General features: G+C 49.5%; 18 protein-coding genes. 10 read left to right on the forward strand and 8 right to left on the reverse strand.

The window, feature by feature from the left end:
- Positions 1–23: 23 nt before the first annotated feature.
- Entirely contained in the window at positions 24–203 is a 180-nt protein-coding gene (locus BLW33_RS08090) for a hypothetical protein (protein WP_090307432.1), read from the reverse strand.
- 97 nt (positions 204–300) lie between these two features.
- On the opposite strand from BLW33_RS08090, the gene BLW33_RS14000 reads away from it, so the two are divergent.
- The gene (locus tag BLW33_RS14000) at positions 301–648 is read left to right on the forward strand and encodes a hypothetical protein (RefSeq protein ID WP_143032608.1); all 348 of its coding nucleotides are present in this window, start codon (positions 301–303) and stop codon (positions 646–648) included.
- On the opposite strand, the gene BLW33_RS08095 is transcribed toward BLW33_RS14000, so the two are convergent.
- Positions 626–844: a hypothetical protein gene (locus BLW33_RS08095; RefSeq protein ID WP_090307435.1), complete on the reverse strand. Its 219-nt coding sequence runs from the start codon at positions 842–844 to the stop codon at positions 626–628. The two genes, BLW33_RS14000 and BLW33_RS08095, sit on opposite strands and share 23 nt — an antisense overlap.
- 169 nt (positions 845–1,013) lie before the next feature.
- Here BLW33_RS08095 and BLW33_RS08100 point away from each other — a divergent pair, with 169 nt between their 5' ends.
- The 4 genes from BLW33_RS08100 to BLW33_RS08115 all read left to right on the forward strand — a co-directional run bounded on the left by BLW33_RS08100 (position 1,014) and on the right by BLW33_RS08115 (position 4,137).
- Positions 1,014–1,379 (forward strand): helix-turn-helix transcriptional regulator, encoded by a 366-nt coding sequence (locus tag BLW33_RS08100; RefSeq protein ID WP_090307437.1) that lies wholly within the window; start codon positions 1,014–1,016, stop codon positions 1,377–1,379.
- Between the two features lie 259 nt (positions 1,380–1,638).
- Positions 1,639–1,983 (forward strand): hypothetical protein, encoded by a 345-nt coding sequence (locus tag BLW33_RS08105; RefSeq protein ID WP_090307440.1) that lies wholly within the window; start codon positions 1,639–1,641, stop codon positions 1,981–1,983.
- 179 nt (positions 1,984–2,162) lie between these two features.
- Positions 2,163–2,816: a PASTA domain-containing protein gene (locus BLW33_RS08110; protein ID WP_176966669.1), complete on the forward strand. Its 654-nt coding sequence runs from the start codon at positions 2,163–2,165 to the stop codon at positions 2,814–2,816.
- Between the two features lie 160 nt (positions 2,817–2,976).
- Entirely contained in the window at positions 2,977–4,137 is a 1,161-nt protein-coding gene (locus BLW33_RS08115; RefSeq protein WP_090307444.1) for a tyrosine-type recombinase/integrase, read from the forward strand.
- Positions 4,138–4,272: 135 nt separating this feature from the next.
- Here BLW33_RS08115 and BLW33_RS08120 read toward each other — a convergent pair whose 3' ends face one another.
- Both BLW33_RS08120 and BLW33_RS08125 read right to left on the reverse strand, forming a co-directional pair.
- The gene (locus BLW33_RS08120; RefSeq protein WP_090244516.1) at positions 4,273–5,481 is read right to left on the reverse strand and encodes an aspartate kinase; all 1,209 of its coding nucleotides are present in this window, start codon (positions 5,479–5,481) and stop codon (positions 4,273–4,275) included.
- Positions 5,482–5,490: 9 nt separating this feature from the next.
- Positions 5,491–6,735, reverse strand: a complete 1,245-nt coding sequence (locus BLW33_RS08125; protein WP_090307447.1) for a homoserine dehydrogenase — start codon at positions 6,733–6,735, stop codon at positions 5,491–5,493.
- Between the two features lie 134 nt (positions 6,736–6,869).
- Between BLW33_RS08125 and thrC the strand changes: the two genes are divergently transcribed.
- The 4 genes from thrC (at position 6,870) to BLW33_RS08145 (ending at position 10,407) form a co-directional block, all read left to right on the forward strand.
- Positions 6,870–8,381: a threonine synthase gene (gene thrC, locus BLW33_RS08130; protein WP_090307449.1), complete on the forward strand. Its 1,512-nt coding sequence runs from the start codon at positions 6,870–6,872 to the stop codon at positions 8,379–8,381.
- Positions 8,378–9,280 (forward strand): homoserine kinase, encoded by a 903-nt coding sequence (gene thrB, locus BLW33_RS08135; protein ID WP_090307452.1) that lies wholly within the window; start codon positions 8,378–8,380, stop codon positions 9,278–9,280. The genes thrC and thrB overlap by 4 nt, the downstream gene beginning before the upstream one ends.
- 10 nt (positions 9,281–9,290) lie before the next feature.
- A complete protein-coding gene (locus BLW33_RS08140; RefSeq protein WP_090307455.1) occupies positions 9,291–9,725 on the forward strand; it encodes an ACT domain-containing protein in 435 nt (144 codons plus the stop codon).
- Positions 9,726–10,065: 340 nt separating this feature from the next.
- On the forward strand, positions 10,066–10,407 hold the full coding sequence (locus BLW33_RS08145; protein WP_090307457.1) for a DUF1622 domain-containing protein: 342 nt from the start codon (positions 10,066–10,068) through the stop codon (positions 10,405–10,407).
- Positions 10,408–10,427: 20 nt separating this feature from the next.
- Here BLW33_RS08145 and mnmA read toward each other — a convergent pair whose 3' ends face one another.
- Genes mnmA through BLW33_RS08165 form a run of 4 tightly spaced genes read right to left on the reverse strand, consistent with a single transcriptional unit; the run spans position 10,428 to position 13,807 of the window.
- Positions 10,428–11,507, reverse strand: coding sequence for a tRNA 2-thiouridine(34) synthase MnmA (gene mnmA, locus BLW33_RS08150; RefSeq protein WP_090307459.1), 1,080 nt, complete (start codon positions 11,505–11,507; stop codon positions 10,428–10,430).
- Between the two features lie 9 nt (positions 11,508–11,516).
- Positions 11,517–12,713, reverse strand: a complete 1,197-nt coding sequence (locus tag BLW33_RS08155) for an FprA family A-type flavoprotein (RefSeq protein ID WP_090307462.1) — start codon at positions 12,711–12,713, stop codon at positions 11,517–11,519.
- A 16-nt stretch (positions 12,714–12,729) separates the two neighbouring features.
- Positions 12,730–13,350, reverse strand: a complete 621-nt coding sequence (locus BLW33_RS08160; RefSeq protein WP_090307464.1) for an HdeD family acid-resistance protein — start codon at positions 13,348–13,350, stop codon at positions 12,730–12,732.
- A gap of 10 nt (positions 13,351–13,360) precedes the next feature.
- Entirely contained in the window at positions 13,361–13,807 is a 447-nt protein-coding gene (locus BLW33_RS08165) for a C-GCAxxG-C-C family protein (RefSeq protein WP_090307467.1), read from the reverse strand.
- Between the two features lie 137 nt (positions 13,808–13,944).
- On the opposite strand from BLW33_RS08165, the gene pepD reads away from it, so the two are divergent.
- Complete coding sequence (gene pepD, locus BLW33_RS08170; RefSeq protein ID WP_090307469.1) at positions 13,945–15,399, forward strand: beta-Ala-His dipeptidase; 1,455 nt, start codon at positions 13,945–13,947, stop codon at positions 15,397–15,399.
- The last annotated feature ends 258 nt before the right edge of the window (positions 15,400–15,657 follow it).

The following is a 15,657-nucleotide window of genomic DNA, read 5'->3' on the forward strand; positions in this document are numbered from 1 at the left end:
CCATCACCTCCAATCCTTTTTCCTTATGCCACCGGCTTCTCGGCGTTGCCGTGATAGCACTCCATGAATGCCTGACGCTGGGCCAGCATCGCCACGGTCTGCATGACCATCTCAAGGTCCTGTCTTTCCAGCTTTTCCAAATTATCCTTCATCGCCGCCCAATCCTTATGGGCTTCCTGAGTGCTGTTTACTCTTGCTTCCATCCGTCTCACCTCCTCCCATCTATCGTCCCTCTCCCAATCGTGCTATAATGTAATCATCGCCATTGCCGTGGCGAAATTTCCAGAAAGGAGAACAACAATGCCTGAAACTCAACTCACAAGAGATGCTGATACTTTGCTTTGCTTGATGTACAAGCAATATAAAGAATCAAGAAACTCCGGTATTTCTAAGAGGAATGCCAAACATCTTGGGTCATGTGACGATATTCATTCTAATCTCCCACTTTCATGGTCTGTTTCCGATGTATTTGAAACGTGCTGCGAACTTTCAAGATGCGACTTTCTTGTTTGTACATTTGCCGATGATACTGTGTACGACTCATGGTTATCTGATGCAGGTATCATTTATATGGAATCGCGATTCAAGAACAACCTCAACAGTCTTCTTGAATACATTACAAAGATTATTGGCTGCATTCCTCTTTAACGAATTTTTTAAAATCACTACGAAGCACCTCTATCGGCGTCGACTCAATGTAATGTCTCGAAAACAGGCATTGACTCCCGCCGATTCCTTCGTTCGTATAATAAATCATCGGCTTATCAAATGCTTTCGCCCCGATGCTTTCCAGCCATTCAAGCTTTTCCTCCTCTAATCCGTATGGATTCTTACGTTTTTCCAATCCGTCCTCACCTCCTTTCGCTTTCGTCCGTTATTGTTGACAATAAACACAACCCATATGACTATTCGTGTACTACGACACTATTATAAGTCCCTTTGACACTATTGTCAAATACTTTTTTGTTGACAATGACACGTTTATGGGTTTATAATGGCGTCAGGAGGTTTCTATGAATTCTCGGATTAAAGAAATAAGAAAAAGTCTTAATATGACACAGGATGAATTTGGTAAAAAAATCGGTGTTGCTAGAAATAGCGTAGCCAGCTATGAAATTGGGAGGAGAACGCCAACAGAAGCAATCATACTTTCAATTTGTCGGGAGTTTCGTGTAAACGAAGAGTGGTTCCGAACTGGCGCCGGGGATATGTTCATTGCCATGAATGAGGATGAGGAGATCGCAGCCTTTTGCGGGGATCTGTGTGCTGGCAGTGACCCGCTCATCGCCAAGATCGTCCTCTACTATGCCAGGCTGTCCGATGAGGACAAAGCATTCGTGCGCCGGATGATTGAGGATCTGGGTCATCTGGTGCAATAAAAAAGCGCAGCATAAAGCTGCGCAGGAAGCCGAAGGCCCTACTTAAGTAGGTGCCAGAGAAAAGCCGCTATAATATTAAGCTGGTGTTGGGTAATCCGGGTATCCCGGAGCTTGTGGATGATGTCATCCAGTGAGTAATTTCCATGTTTCATGCTTTAATCCTCCAATAGTGAGTTTTAAAGATGGCCATCTTTTACTATATTATGAGGCGGTTTTAAGAATTTTGCAAATTTTGAAAGGAAATAAGGAGGGATTTTAAATGGCTCGTGAGTTTAAATTTAGCACGGGAACCGTTGTAACGATTGATGACAGTATTGTCGATATAGATAGAACCAATGCAAAGAGTGCCGTTCGTGGTCTTGGTGGTATTGCAGTTGGACGAACCTGCATTAAAATATCCGCAATTAGTGGTATTTTGTATTTTGCCAACGCTTTAATGATTTGTGCATATGGCTTTGCTGCTCCAAGTAATTTTAGTGCCTTAAGCATTAATGAGAAAATGTCTTATCCCAATAGTATATTGGGTGGAAAAAAAGATAACGAACTTATGGCTGAATTATATAATCATCTTGCTGGAATAATACAGCTCGGTAGATTCAAATAGGTGCAGACATGAGTGCTAAAAGATTTTTAACTCTACTCATTATATTTTTTCTTTCTGTTTCTTGTATAGTAGGTATCGTCTTCGCCGCCAACAGTGAAGCTAATAGCGGAGGAACTTCCAGTGGGTCAATATTCTGCGAAGCTCCCAGCATCAGCGTAAAGGACCAATTTGGCCAGCCGGTGGAAAACGCCGTAATTAGTGTTACCTTTTCCAGCGGTACTGCCAGCAAGGCTCTGGATGTCACCACCCCGGTGAGCGGCACCGTTACCCTCGGCGCTGTCCCCGGGTCCTACACTTTTGAGCTTAAGAGCGTCCCATCGGCCTACACCATGGGCAGTACCACCAAGATTGTCCAGGATTGCCAGGACGGCAAGGCCATGGACGGGAAGACCTTCACGGTGACCAACAACGTTGTAACGGCAGTGGCCACTGCGGCATCTGGATCCAGTGGTGGTTCCGTTGATTTTAATCCTGTTTTTAGCTTTGATTCCGTCCAGAATTTTGCTTTGAATATCATGGAGCAAAATCCAGAATTTAAAGCCTACATTATCTCTATTATACAGGAATCTAAATCCCAGGATTCGCAGCCGTCAGAATCGGAAAATGTATCTGTCCCCAATCTTATCGGCCTAAGCCAAAACGAAGCTAAAACAGCCTTGGCCAACGCCGGCTTATTGCTTGGTGACGTCAGTTTCGTTCCGGATGGAGAATCCTTCCATGTTTCAGAGCAATCCGTATCCCCCGGTGAATCCATTGCGCGCAACAGCACCATTAATCTTGCTATTTTCACCGGCCATCCAGCGCCGACACCTTTACCTGCATACCCTAATTAAATAAAAAAAAGCCGCCCTAGTGCAAAAACACCAGAGCGGTTTGACATACCGGCCAGATGGCACAATACATCCCTAGACAAGATAAATTGTACCATCTTCCCGGGCTTTTAGCAATGCATCCCGGGTATTTTTATGCCCAAAATTCATAAGGAGATATCATATGGCACGCACACGGTATAAGAAGAAAGTCAAAAATGGCAACACCTACTATTTCTTTCGCTTCACCCACAAGAATCTTCGGCGTCCCCGGGACCTCTACGGGAAGTCCGTTTCCGAACTGGATGCAAAGATTGAAAAGCTGAAGAACGAAATGGACCATAATGTCCATGTCTCCAAGGTCAAGTTTGGGGATTATCTGAAGGTGTGGCTGGAAACCGTCCACTGCATCAATAAAAAGAAGGGCACCATCGGTGGATACCAGAGCACCTACCGCAACCACATCGTTGGGTCCATCCTCTACGATATCCCCATCTCTGACCTTAATGCCCTGGATGTCCAGGATTATCTGAACGACCTCCTACGCCAGGGGCAAAGCTATAACGTGGTGTGCTCCGTCCGGAATCTGGTATCCCCCTGCATCCGCTATGCTTTTCAGCAGCAGAAGATTATGGTGGACTTCTCCCGATCCCTCACTGTCCATAAGCCAACGGATATCGATAACGGCACCAACGTCACCCCGCTCACCATGGATGAGCAGCGTCAGTTCATCGCTGTCATCACTGGCACGACCTTTGAGCCCCTTTTCCAGGTTGCCATGAATACCGGTGCCCGCATCGGAGAGCTGCTGGCCCTCACCTGGTCCGATATCGACCTTGCGCACCTGGAGATCCGCATCACCAAGAGCCTGGAGTACCAGAAAAACGCCGACACCAAAAAATATGAATGCGGCATCGTCCCGCCCAAAACCAAGGCCAGCAACCGCACCATTCCCTTCCCAGAATTCCTGGTCCCCTACTTCCAGCAGCTTCGGACCAATGAGCTAAAGAAGAAAATGCGGCTCCAGAACAAATACGCGGACCTAGATCTGGTCTTTGCCAATCGCCTGGGGTACTACCTACAGGCTGGCTCTATTCGTGTGGCCATGAATAAGCTTCAGGACCAGGCCGGCCTCCGACACTTCCGCATCCATGACCTGCGCCACACCTTCGCCACCCGCCTCTTTGAAATGGGCGAAGATCCCAAAACCATCCAGACCATCCTTGGCCATACCAATATCCAAACCACCCTCGACATCTACACCCATGTCCTTAAAGAGGTCACCGTCAAGTCGGCCCAGAAACTGAATAAGCTTAACGCCCGGGGGCAGTCAAAAAATGCATAAAAACTGTATATTTTGACTTTGACATTTCATTAACGATGGCAATAAGGGGCAAAACAGGGGGCAAAATCAATTTTTCGAAAAATAAGAAAGCCCGGAAACGACCTATTTATCAGGCTTTCCGGGTTTTTAAAATCACTACATTTCAAATTTTTTATGAATATGTACCATGGCTTCTTTAGCCCGTTCTTTATCAATCAGGCATGAAATTTTAATTTCTGAGGTGCTGATGGTTTGGATATTGATGCCCAGCTCGTAGAGGGCTTCGAAGAATTTCGAGGCGATTTCAGCATTGGCGACGATGCCGGTTCCGACAATGGAGAGCTTCGCAACGCCCTGGTCAAAGCTGACCTTCTGGGCCCCCACTTCAAAGGCAAATTTTTGGGAAACCTCTACGGCCTCCTGAAGCTCATCGGCATTGACGGTGAAAGAAATATCGTTAACTGCCGTCCGGTTGACGTTCTGGACAATCATATCCAGGTGGATATTGGCAGCCGATAATGCACTCATGAGCTGGAAGGCAATTCCCGGCTTATCCGGCACTTCCAAAATTGAAATCTTCCCAATATTTTCATCCAGGGCAATCCCCCGTACTAATACCTTTTCCATGCTTACTTCCTCCTTAATGATGGTTCCTTCGTTATGATTATAGCTGGAACGGACGACCAGCGGTAATTTGAATTTTTCTGCCAACTCCACTGAACGGGGGTGGAGCACCCCAGCTCCAAGGCTCGCCATTTCCAAAACCTCCTGATAGGAGACTTCATCCATTTTCGTGGCCATGGGAACAATCCGAGGATCGGCATTATACACGCCATCCACATCGGTATAGATTTCACAGGCTTCGGCTTTAAGGGCAGCGGCCAAAGCCACAGCACTGGTGTCCGATCCGCCACGGCCCAGGGTGGTGATATCCCGATTTTTATCCACCCCCTGGAAGCCTGCGACGATGACAATCTTGCCATCTCCCAGTTCCCGTTCGATCCGCTCGGTATCAATCCCGGAAATCCGGGCGCGTTTATGGACATCCGATGTCTGGATACCGCATTGTGCCCCGGTCAGGGACACGACGCTGTAGCCAATGGTTTCAATGGCCATGGCGAGTAATGAGATGCTTACTTGCTCACCGGTAGCTAACAGCACATCCATTTCCCGGCTGGGAGGATTAGGATTAATGGCATAGGCCAAATTGACCAGCTCGTCGGTGGTCTTCCCCATGGCCGATACCACGACGACCATGCGCTTCCCCTTTTGGGCTTCGCCCACAATGCGCCGGGCCACCCGTTTGATCTTCTCCACGGTACCCACACTGGTCCCGCCGAATTTTTGTACAATTAAATTATCCATGGGCTGGCCCTATTCGTATATTCTGGCGTAGAACAAATTAAGCTGACGGGCGGTCAGCGACCTGGCCAAATCGTCAAACACCTCGGCGGATACACTCCCTGTGGTGATGAATAAATGGGTCCGGCTAAGGACGATGTTCAGTCCATCGCATACGGCATCCACCGCTTTCAGGATGAAATCCAGGGTCTCATTATCCCCAATATCCGCCCTCAGGTAATACCGCCCCTCAAAGGCTTTGGTTCCCTGTTTATCCAGAACCACTTCAAAAGTCTCAGGTGCTGGGAAGGTCTTGTTCTCAATGCACTTAAGAATGGCCAGAGTATCCCCCACCACGGCATTGGCCGTGGCATCTTTGCCAGCACCCTTCCCATAAAACTGCAGCTCTCCAATGACATCCCCCACAATGGAGACGATGTTAAACTCCGAGCTGACGTTGCTCATCATGGAGACCTCGGGGAAAAGGACGGGTTCAACCGTGGTATAAACCCGGTCTCCCATCTGCTTGGAATGGCCAAGATATTTGACGACATAGCCATTATCCCCACAAAATTCAATATCCACCGCCCGCACATCTGAGAGGGGCCGCTTGCGCACATCCTCATCCCGGATGATGCCGCCATAGGCCAGGGATGATAAAATGGACAGCTTCCGGGATACATCGTTGCCTTCAATATCGGCACTGGGATCGGCTTCTGCAAAACCAATTTCCTGGGCCACCTTGAGGGTGTCGGCAAAATCGGCTCCCTCTGCAGTCATCTTCGATAAAATGAAATTGGTAGTTCCATTGAAGATTCCCTTTATTTCACTGATATGATTGAGCTTGAGTTGATCCTTTAAAGAAGAAATAATGGGAATGCCACCACCGACAGAGGCTTCATAACGAAGCATCACCCCATTTTCCTTCGCTAATTCCACCAGTTCTTCAAAATATTCAGAAATAACGGCTTTATTGGCCGTTACCACATGCTTGCCACTGTTAAGGGCCCGCTTGATCATGCTGTATTCAAAATCCATTCCACCACAAAGGGCGATGACGATCCCGATATCGGGGTCCTTCATAATTGCGTCGGGGTCAGTGACCACCACAGCGTGTTTATCGCTCGGGTCGACCTGCTTATTCGGGTCTTTATCCAAAATTTTGGTAATGACGACCGGCTCCTCCATATTTTCCGGGAAACGGCTTTTGCCTTGCAGATTGATCAGCTCGTAAACGCCGGTACCAATGGTGCCGAAACCTAATAATCCTATGTTCAAATTGATCTTCCTCTCTTGTCAAATTTTCGTCGCTGACTTCTGTAAATGCATTCATGAAAAAAACACTTGTTTTTATTCGAGAAACATCTTATCATAAACATATGGGTTATTCAAGTAAGAAATTTGGAGGAAATATGAAAGAACTTTTTTTAAGCACCCGCGGAGGAGAATCAAATATCTCCGCATCAGAAGGAATCATCAAGGGACTGGCCGCAGATGGCGGACTCTTTGTCCCATCTTTCATCCACGACATCACCATTGATTTTGATGCACTGAAAAACAAGAACTACGGTGAAATGGCCAAGGCCGTTTTCTCCCTGTTCTTAGATGATTTTAGCGAGGAGCAGATTGAAGCTTGCATCCACAATGCCTATTATACCGGAAAATTTGAGGATACGGAACCCGTCAGGGTACAAAAAGTGGGGGATCGGTTCTTTTTAGAGTTATTCCACGGCCCCACTTGCGCCTTTAAGGACATGGCACTGACCATCCTGCCCCACCTGATGACCACCTCCATGGAGAACGTCCAGGTAGACAAAGATATCCTGATTCTAACCGCGACCTCCGGGGATACGGGCAAGGCTGCCTTAGCTGGCTTTGCCGATGTCCCCCGGATCAATATTCTGGTCTACTACCCCCAGGACGGCGTCAGCACCATCCAGGAAAAGCAGATGCTCACCCAGGAGGGGGACAACACCTGTGTCGTGGGGGTCTCCGGGAACTTTGACGATACCCAAACCGGTGTCAAAAAAATATTTGCCGATGATGCCCTGGTCGCTGAACTGGATGCCGCCGGTTTTGATTTCAGCTCCGCCAATTCCATAAATATCGGCCGGCTGCTGCCCCAGATAGTCTACTATTTCTACAGCTATTTTGAGTTGGTCAAAGCCGGAGAAATCGCCCAGGGCGATGCCGTGAACTTCGTAGTGCCCACGGGAAACTTCGGGAATATTCTAGCAGGCTACTACGCCAAGCTTTTGGGCCTGCCGGTGAATCGCTTTATCTGTGCGTCCAACAGCAACAATATTCTAACCGACTTCTTTGCCACCGGGGATTACAACCGCAATCGGGATTTCTATAAAACCATCTCCCCGTCCATGGATATTTTAATTTCCAGTAACTTAGAGCGGCTGCTCTACGACTTATCCGGTGGGGACACCACCTTTGTGGCCAAGCTCATGGATGATTTAAACACCACCGGGGACTACACCATCCCCGCTGATCTTTTAGAAAAAGCCCGGGGGCTTTTCTCAGCCGGCTATGCCGATGAAGCAGCGACCCAGATGGCCATCCACGACCAATTTGTGGATCAAGGCTATCTCACGGACCCCCACACCGCCGTGGCCAGCCGGGTGTACGATGATTATGTGGCACAAACCGGAGACACCACTCCCACCATTGTTTTATCCACCGCCAGCCCTTATAAATTCGGGCACAGCGTGTACGAAAGCATCTTTGGCGAAATCCCCGCCGGCATGGATGACTATCAGGTGTTAGATGCTCTGGCCAAAAAAACAGGGACCACCATTCCGGCACCCCTTAAAAACCTGAATGCAAAGCCCAATCGCCACAGCAAAACCTGTACAGCCAATACCATGGCAGACTGTGTCAAAGCCTTTGTTAAAGAACGTGGGGCTGCCCAATGATCACCGTACGGGTACCCGCCACCAGCGCCAACCTCGGGCCCGGTTTTGATGCCTTTGGTATGGCCTTTAAGCTCTATAACACCTTTAGCTTTAAAGAGAAAAATGACGGCAAGCTCACCATCCGTGGCGTTGCCCGCCGTTACCAGGGCCGCAGCAACATGGTGTACCGGGCCATGGAACGGGTTTTTGATCGGGTGGGCTACTCCCCCCGGGGCCTTTATATCCACTCCGATGTTCAGGTCCCCTTTAGCCGGGGGCTTGGCAGCTCTGCCACCTGCATTGTGGCGGGTATTTTAGGGGCCAACGCGCTGTGCGGCTCTCCCCTGGATGAGCAGACCCTCTTCGATATGGCTGTGGAGATGGAAGGGCATCCCGACAATATTGCCCCGGCACTCTTTGGGGGCCTGGTGGTCTCCATGATGGCCGATGGGAGCAACCCCTATATTAAAAACACGGTGGCTGAGGATTGCTTTGCCTTCCATGCCATTATCCCGGATTTTACCTTATCCACGGTAAAGGCCCGGAAGGTGCTTCCCCGTAAAATTGATCATAAGGACGGCGTATTTAATATCTCCAGGGCCACCCTCACCTATTTGGCCCTCACCGAGGGGCGCCCGGATATTCTCACCCACAGCATGGAGGATCGGCTGCATCAGCCCTATCGGAAGAGCCTGATTCATCACTTCGACGCCGTGTGCCAGAAAGCCTGGGCCAGCGGAGCTTTGGGCACCTGCATCAGCGGAGCCGGCCCCAGTATTTTGGTCATCACCCCAGAGGCCGAAAGTTTTTGGTTCCACGACACCATGGCTTGCTATCTTGAGGAAAACCACCCGGGCTGGCAGCTGTTAACCCTTCCGCCCGATGATATTGGAGCCGTCGTCACCGAAAGTGAAGAATAGAGGAAACCCCATGATTCGAGATTATTTAATTGTCAATAAAAAGATTCTGCCCGATTATTTTGATAAAGTCCTGGAAGCCCGAATGCTTTTAGAATCCGCTCAGTGCAAATCCATCAGCGATGCCGTCAAGCAAGTAGGCATCAGCCGGAGTACCTATTACAAATATAAGGACCATATTTTTAGACCCTCCGAGGATTTTGGCCGGAAATTCACCCTGTCCCTTTCCCTGGCGGATAACCAAGGGATTCTGGCCCAGGTTTTAGGCATCATCAGAGAACGGGAAACCAGCGTCGTCACCATCCATCAGGATATCCCCATCAACCACGCCGCCTTCGTCATCATCACCCTCGACGGCCAAAACCTCACCTGCACCATTGATGCCCTCATCGACGAGCTCAGCGCCATTGATGGAATCCACGAAGTGAACCTTGTGGCGATGGAATGACGCCTGCTCCAATTCTACTGCGTAGAATTGGTAGTACACTGTTTTATGAGCGTTAGCGAATAGTGCACGATAAGCAGGCGAATGCAAAATCCCCTGAAATATTCCAATTTTAAATCTTTATTTCAGGGGATTTTGTAAAGTTCGTCCGCTAAGGTTTGTGGCAATTGGCGGCTGTTCGCCTCAAGGTCGCAATGACTGGCATACAATCCACGGACAGCCTTAGTCTTGTGGGACGAACGGGGAATACACAATTATCGCGGCGGTATCTGCACACCGCCCTTTATAGAGAGCTATCCCTACCGCCCCATACCCTTTATCTCCCCCCTGAAAGGAGCCCCCCATGGAAATCCTACAAACCATCCTCGACACCGCCGTAGAATACGGCATTTACTTCTTTGAATGTGTCGGTGTGATCGTTCTGATTATTGCCGGGATTCAGGGCGTCATCGGGTATGTTAAAAAATGTCCCTATGTACGCCTCAATCTGGCCAAGGGCATGGCCATGGCCCTGGAATTCAAGCTCGGTGCCGAAATCCTGCGCACCGTGGTGGTCCGGGAGTGGCCAGAGCTCATCATCGTTGGGGGCATTATCCTCCTCCGGGCCGCCCTGACCTTCCTCATCCATTGGGAAATCAAGAATGAGGAAGAAGAAAAAACACCGAATCCCTCTGGTAAAGAGTGATTCGGTGCTTTTTAACGCTTCTAAATCATTTCAATACAATCAATGGTGGCTCCCCCCAGGCAAACCGTGCCCTGGTACAGGACCACTTCCTGGCCCGGTGTCACCGCCCGTTGAGGCTTCTCAAAATCGATGTGGAGGCCCCCATCCGCCTTCACGGTGACCTGGACCTCCTGGTCCGGCTGACGGTATCTGAACTTCGCAGTGCAGCTAAACTGCTCTGCTACTGCCGCCCCGGAAACCCAGTTCATCTCCGTAGCCTCGAGAGATTTGGAATACAGGGCCGCATCCCCGTCCCCCTGGACCACGTAAAGCACATTATTCTCCAAGTCCTTGCGCACCACAAACCATGGCTCGCCGGTTCCCTGACCGCCGATACCAAGGCCTTTGCGCTGTCCCAGGGTATAGTACATCAGGCCGTTGTGCCGCCCCTTGATATTCCCCTGTAAATCGCAGATATCCCCGGGCTGGGCCGGAAGATATTGGCTGAGGAATTGGGTGAAGTTTCGTTCTCCGATAAAGCAAATACCGGTACTATCCTTCTTTCCCGCCGTAATCAAATCATTTTCTTCTGCAATGCGGCGTACCTCAGCCTTATCCAGATGTCCAATGGGAAAGAGGGTCCGGGAAAGCTGTTCCTGACCCAGCTGACACAGAAAATAGGTTTGATCTTTATTGCCATCTACCCCGCGAAGCAGGCGATATCGCCCATCCACCCGATCGATCTGGGCATAGTGCCCGGTGGCCAGGTATTCTCCCCCAACCACCTTTAAAGCGTATTCTAAAAAGGCCTTAAACTTAATTTCCTTATTACACAGCACATCGGGGTTAGGGGTCCGCCCCTTTTTATACTCCTCTAAAAAATAGGAGAACACCCGATCGTAGTATTCCCGGGTAAAATTGACAGTATAATAGGGGATGCCGATGGTCTCACAGACCCGGGCCACATCCTCGTAATCCTCGGTGGCGGTACAAACCCCATCCCCATCCTTTTCTTCCCAATTCTTCATAAACACGCCGACGACGTCGTGGCCCTGCTCCTTTAAAAGCAAGGCCGCCACCGATGAATCCACGCCGCCGGACATCCCAACAACAATTCTCATGGAGCCTCCCTAGGCCCTTTCCAGCTTTAGAACGTTCGCCACGGACTGGGCCAGCTCCTTCAGGGCTGCCTCATCCTCAGCATCAGCCCATCCCTGAACGCTGACGGTCTGACCAACGTGGACACCCCCAGCCTCGGCTGCAAAAGCGGCAAAGGGCTTTTCTGCCCCACCACTCCAGCTATAATCCGTAAAGATTCCCAGTGCATGATTTAGAAGCTTATTCCCCGCCAGCTTATAAAGCACGCCAGCCATTTTCGGGAAAAGCTGGCCATAGTAAGCCGGCGCACCTAAAAGCAGCCCCTTATACCGCCAGATATCCGCCAAAATATAGGATAAATCCGTCTGGGCCACATCGTAAAGCTTGACGATTTCCACCCCGTCATCCTTTAAATACTCTGCTAAAAGCTCAGCGCTGTGCTTCGTATTCCCATACATACTGCCATAGGCGATGACCACGCCATTTTCCGTTTCAGCATTGGCCATACGGGTGTATAAATCCAAAATATACCCGGGGTTTTCCCGCCACACCAGGCCATGGGAGGGACAGATGGTCTTAATTTCCAGGCCCCCCAGCTTTTTAAGGGCCTTAGCCGCGGGCAGGCGTACCTTCCCGATGATACAGGCAAAATAACGATAAATCTCATCCACAAAGCTCTCAACGATGTTTTCATCATCAAAAATAACGCCATCGGTGGCTTTAAAGCTCCCAAAAACATCCATGGAAAAGAGAACCTTGTCCTTCTGGTCATAGGTCACCATAGACTCCGGCCAGTGGACCATGGGGGTCATGTGGAAGCTCAGGCAATGGGCCCCCAGCTCCAGAGTATCCCCATCGGCGACGATCTGGATGCCCTCTTCAATCCCGTAAAAATTCTTCAGCATGGGCAGGGCTTTTTGGTTAGCCACAATGGTTACCCCGGGGTATGCCGCCCGCAGCTCGGAAATCCCGCTGGAATGGTCGGGTTCCATATGGTTCACCACAAGATAGTCCACGGGCTTATCCCCAATAATGGATTTTATTTTTTCCAAGTAGGTTTCGCATTCAAAATCTTTAACCGCATCAATCACGGCCACTTTTTCATCATTGATGACATAAGCATTGTAACTAATGCCATTATCCAGGGGCCAAAGGCCTTCAAACAACTCCGTTTGGTGGTCATCCACCCCTACCCATGAAATGTCTTGTGTTATTTTTTGCGTGTTCATAAAATGTCCTTTCACTCTATTCTACTTTATAATCCGTAAACCCTGCATTGGCCGCCTGAATCTGCTTAAGGGCCTTGCGCATACTCAGGGAACGGGTAATGGTAAAAATCCCCATAAACCCCAGTAACACCCCGAGAATCAGCAGAAAGACAGCGGCAAAACCTATGGGACTCCAAAAAGCGAAAAATCCGAAAGCTGCCAATAAAATCCCCAAAACAACCATGATCGCCTTCCACCAGCCTTCGGTTCGAAACCCGATGGCAGTAATGGTAATCCCAATAGTAATGGAAAAAAAGCCAACGATCATGGAAAAGAAGGTTAAAATAAGGCCGGGCATCAGCAAAAACATCCCTCCGATCAAAAGGTCGAGGATTCCCCTTCCCACTGAAAACCCACCATCCACCCCAAAGCGTGCTTTGTAAATAAAATGGCAGAGGATGTAGGTCAGCCCCATGGCCACTCGGTAGATTCCAAAGGCCATCACCAAAATGGGCAGGGTAACCCCTGGCCAGAAAAGGGTAAGCCCCCCCAATACCAGCAGACCGATCCCCTCGATGAGCATCATCCACCACTTGCCATAGGCTTTTTCCAATAACAGCATCCCCAAAGGGGGCGTGTGTGCATTACGATTTTCCATAACGGACCTCCTATGCGTCCTTTGTCTGTCCCTCCAACAGGGCAATGACCTCTTGAAGAACCTTAAAGCTTCGCTCCTTCACCGGATTGCAGGCGGTCACCGCATCTCGATGGAGGGCCTGGATAGTCTCACAATCCATCCCTCCGAATTCTTTGGTGAAGGCGTCCACCAGCAGCTTTGCTCCCTGCTGTACCTTTTCCTGGGTACTGGGGCGTTCCTCGGCGTACTTGGCACTCAGGGCTGCCAAAGCTCCGATAAAGGCCCCACAGGTCTTACCGGAATAAAAACCGCCACCAAAACCTGTCATCAGCTTAAAATCCTTCTCAGAAAGACCCAGGTTGTATTCTGCATTGGCTGTCCGCAGCAGTACCTCCGCACAATTCATATGAAAAAGAGGCTGTCGTTCCACCGGTTGGTCTTTTCCAAAATTGTTATAAACATCGATATATCGTACCATATCATTTCCTCCATACGTATACTAATCTTATTATAATACAAGAAGGGCAATGTTTACCAATAAATCTTAAGCTTTTAACCAATAACAAAGAATAAAACGGTATACTGAAACAATAAAAAAAGAAATGAGGCAAAATTATGGAAAAAATACTTGCCGGTTTGACGCCGAAAGACGTTTTTGAACAATTCGAAGCCATTTGTGGGATTCCCCATGGCTCCTATCATACCGATGCCATCGCCGACTATTGTGAAGCCTATGCAAAGGCCAAGGGCTTAAGCTGTCTTCGGGATTCGGCAAATAATCTGATTATCACGGTACCAGCTAGCCCGGGTTATGAGGCCAGTGGCCCGGTGATCTTCCAGGGACACATGGATATGGTCTGTGAAAAAACACCGAATTCCACCTTCGATTTTGATCAGGATGGCCTGAAGCTGGTGGTGGAGGATGGTTATATCCACGCCACGGATACCACCCTCGGCGGGGATGACGGCATCGCCATTGCCATGGGACTGGCTCTGATGGCGGACCCCAACATCCCCCATCCTAAGCTATACCTTGTCTTTACCACCGATGAAGAGGTGGGTATGGGCGGTGCCACAGCCCTGGATCTATCCCCGGTGGCCGATGCCACTTCCATGATTAACATGGATTCTGAGGACGAAGGGATTTTCATCACCGGATGTGCTGGCGGTGCCTTTACCCTCTGCTCCTACCCTCTACGGCGCACCAAGGCCAAGGGTCTGTGCACCACTATCAAAGTATCCGGGCTGGCTGGTGGCCACTCCGGTACTGCCATCCAGCATTTTGGCACTAACGCCAATGTCCTCCTGGGGCAAATTCTCTTTCAGCTCAGCAAAACCGTGGATTACAGCATTATCCGTTTAAATGGCGGCAGTAAGGATAATGCTATTCCCCGGGAAGCCCAGGCAGATATTCTCATTGGCCCCAATGAAAAAACTCTGATGACTGAAAAAATTGCGGAGCTGGCTGCCACCTTCACCCGAATTACCGGGAGTATCGACAGGCAGCTGGCCATTACCGCGGAATTTGGGGATACCCGGGAATATGAGGTCTTTGGCCGGGATTCTGAGGAGCTCGCCATTTTTGTCCTAATGAACAGCCCCAATGGTGTCATGTCCATGAACCATATCCAGGAAGGCCTGGTGGATACCTCCCTCAATCTCGGAATTATGCGTACCGACGGGGATTGCCTGAGCTTAAGCTTTGCTGTCCGGGGTAATCAAGCCGCCTCCCGGGAATTCCTCACAGACCGCCTTTGTGCCTTTACCCGCTACCTCGGCGGTACCGCCTCAGTTTCCGGGGTCTATCCTCCCTGGGAGTATCGCACCGATTCACCGCTTCGGGACCTGGCCGTGGCCAAATATACCGAAATCTACGGTAAGCCCCCCGTGGTAGAAACCATTCACGCCGGTTTAGAATGTGGGATTATTGCAAGCAAGCTCCCGGATTTAGACATCCTGGCCATGGGCCCGGATATCCTGGATATCCATACCACCGAGGAGCGTATGGATATTGCCTCTGTGCAGCGGACCTGGAAATTTCTGCTGGCGGTGCTGGAAGCACTTAAATAAAAGCGTAAAATAAAACCAGAAAGGCCGTTACCCAGGATTCTTCACAATCCTAGGTAACGGCCTGTTTTTATTTCACACCAGCAACGACACGAAGAGACCTAAAAAGCCAATCATCCCAATGCCCAGTAGTTTATCATATTTCATCACGGTCACCTTCCTTTTTATCTTGAGGATAGTATACCGGAAAGATGCAGACTGGGCATGTCGAAGGGGTAATATTCTTTTGTCCAAATTTAAATAAAATATGTTCATTGTAAC

The organism is Eubacterium aggregans, assembly GCF_900107815.1.
Classification (GTDB): domain Bacteria; phylum Bacillota; class Clostridia; order Eubacteriales; family Eubacteriaceae; genus Eubacterium_O; species Eubacterium_O aggregans.

Bases quoted from the DNA above. Each gene is read 5' to 3' on its own strand.
- BLW33_RS08090 (WP_090307432.1), bottom strand. From the start codon at position 203: ATGGAAGCAAGAGTAAACAGCACTCAGGAAGCCCATAAGGATTGGGCG.
- BLW33_RS14000 (WP_143032608.1), top strand. From the start codon at position 301: ATGCCTGAAACTCAACTCACAAGAGATGCTGATACTTTGCTTTGCTTG.
- BLW33_RS08100 (WP_090307437.1), top strand. From the start codon at position 1,014: ATGAATTCTCGGATTAAAGAAATAAGAAAAAGTCTTAATATGACACAG.
- BLW33_RS08105 (WP_090307440.1), top strand. From the start codon at position 1,639: ATGGCTCGTGAGTTTAAATTTAGCACGGGAACCGTTGTAACGATTGAT.
- BLW33_RS08115 (WP_090307444.1), top strand. From the start codon at position 2,977: ATGGCACGCACACGGTATAAGAAGAAAGTCAAAAATGGCAACACCTAC.
- BLW33_RS08120 (WP_090244516.1), bottom strand. From the start codon at position 5,481: ATGGATAATTTAATTGTACAAAAATTCGGCGGGACCAGTGTGGGTACC.
- thrC (WP_090307449.1), top strand. From the start codon at position 6,870: ATGAAAGAACTTTTTTTAAGCACCCGCGGAGGAGAATCAAATATCTCC.
- thrB (WP_090307452.1), top strand. From the start codon at position 8,378: ATGATCACCGTACGGGTACCCGCCACCAGCGCCAACCTCGGGCCCGGT.
- BLW33_RS08140 (WP_090307455.1), top strand. From the start codon at position 9,291: ATGATTCGAGATTATTTAATTGTCAATAAAAAGATTCTGCCCGATTAT.
- BLW33_RS08145 (WP_090307457.1), top strand. From the start codon at position 10,066: ATGGAAATCCTACAAACCATCCTCGACACCGCCGTAGAATACGGCATT.
- mnmA (WP_090307459.1), bottom strand. From the start codon at position 11,507: ATGAGAATTGTTGTTGGGATGTCCGGCGGCGTGGATTCATCGGTGGCG.
- BLW33_RS08155 (WP_090307462.1), bottom strand. From the start codon at position 12,713: ATGAACACGCAAAAAATAACACAAGACATTTCATGGGTAGGGGTGGAT.
- BLW33_RS08160 (WP_090307464.1), bottom strand. From the start codon at position 13,350: ATGGAAAATCGTAATGCACACACGCCCCCTTTGGGGATGCTGTTATTG.
- BLW33_RS08165 (WP_090307467.1), bottom strand. From the start codon at position 13,807: ATGGTACGATATATCGATGTTTATAACAATTTTGGAAAAGACCAACCG.
- pepD (WP_090307469.1), top strand. From the start codon at position 13,945: ATGGAAAAAATACTTGCCGGTTTGACGCCGAAAGACGTTTTTGAACAA.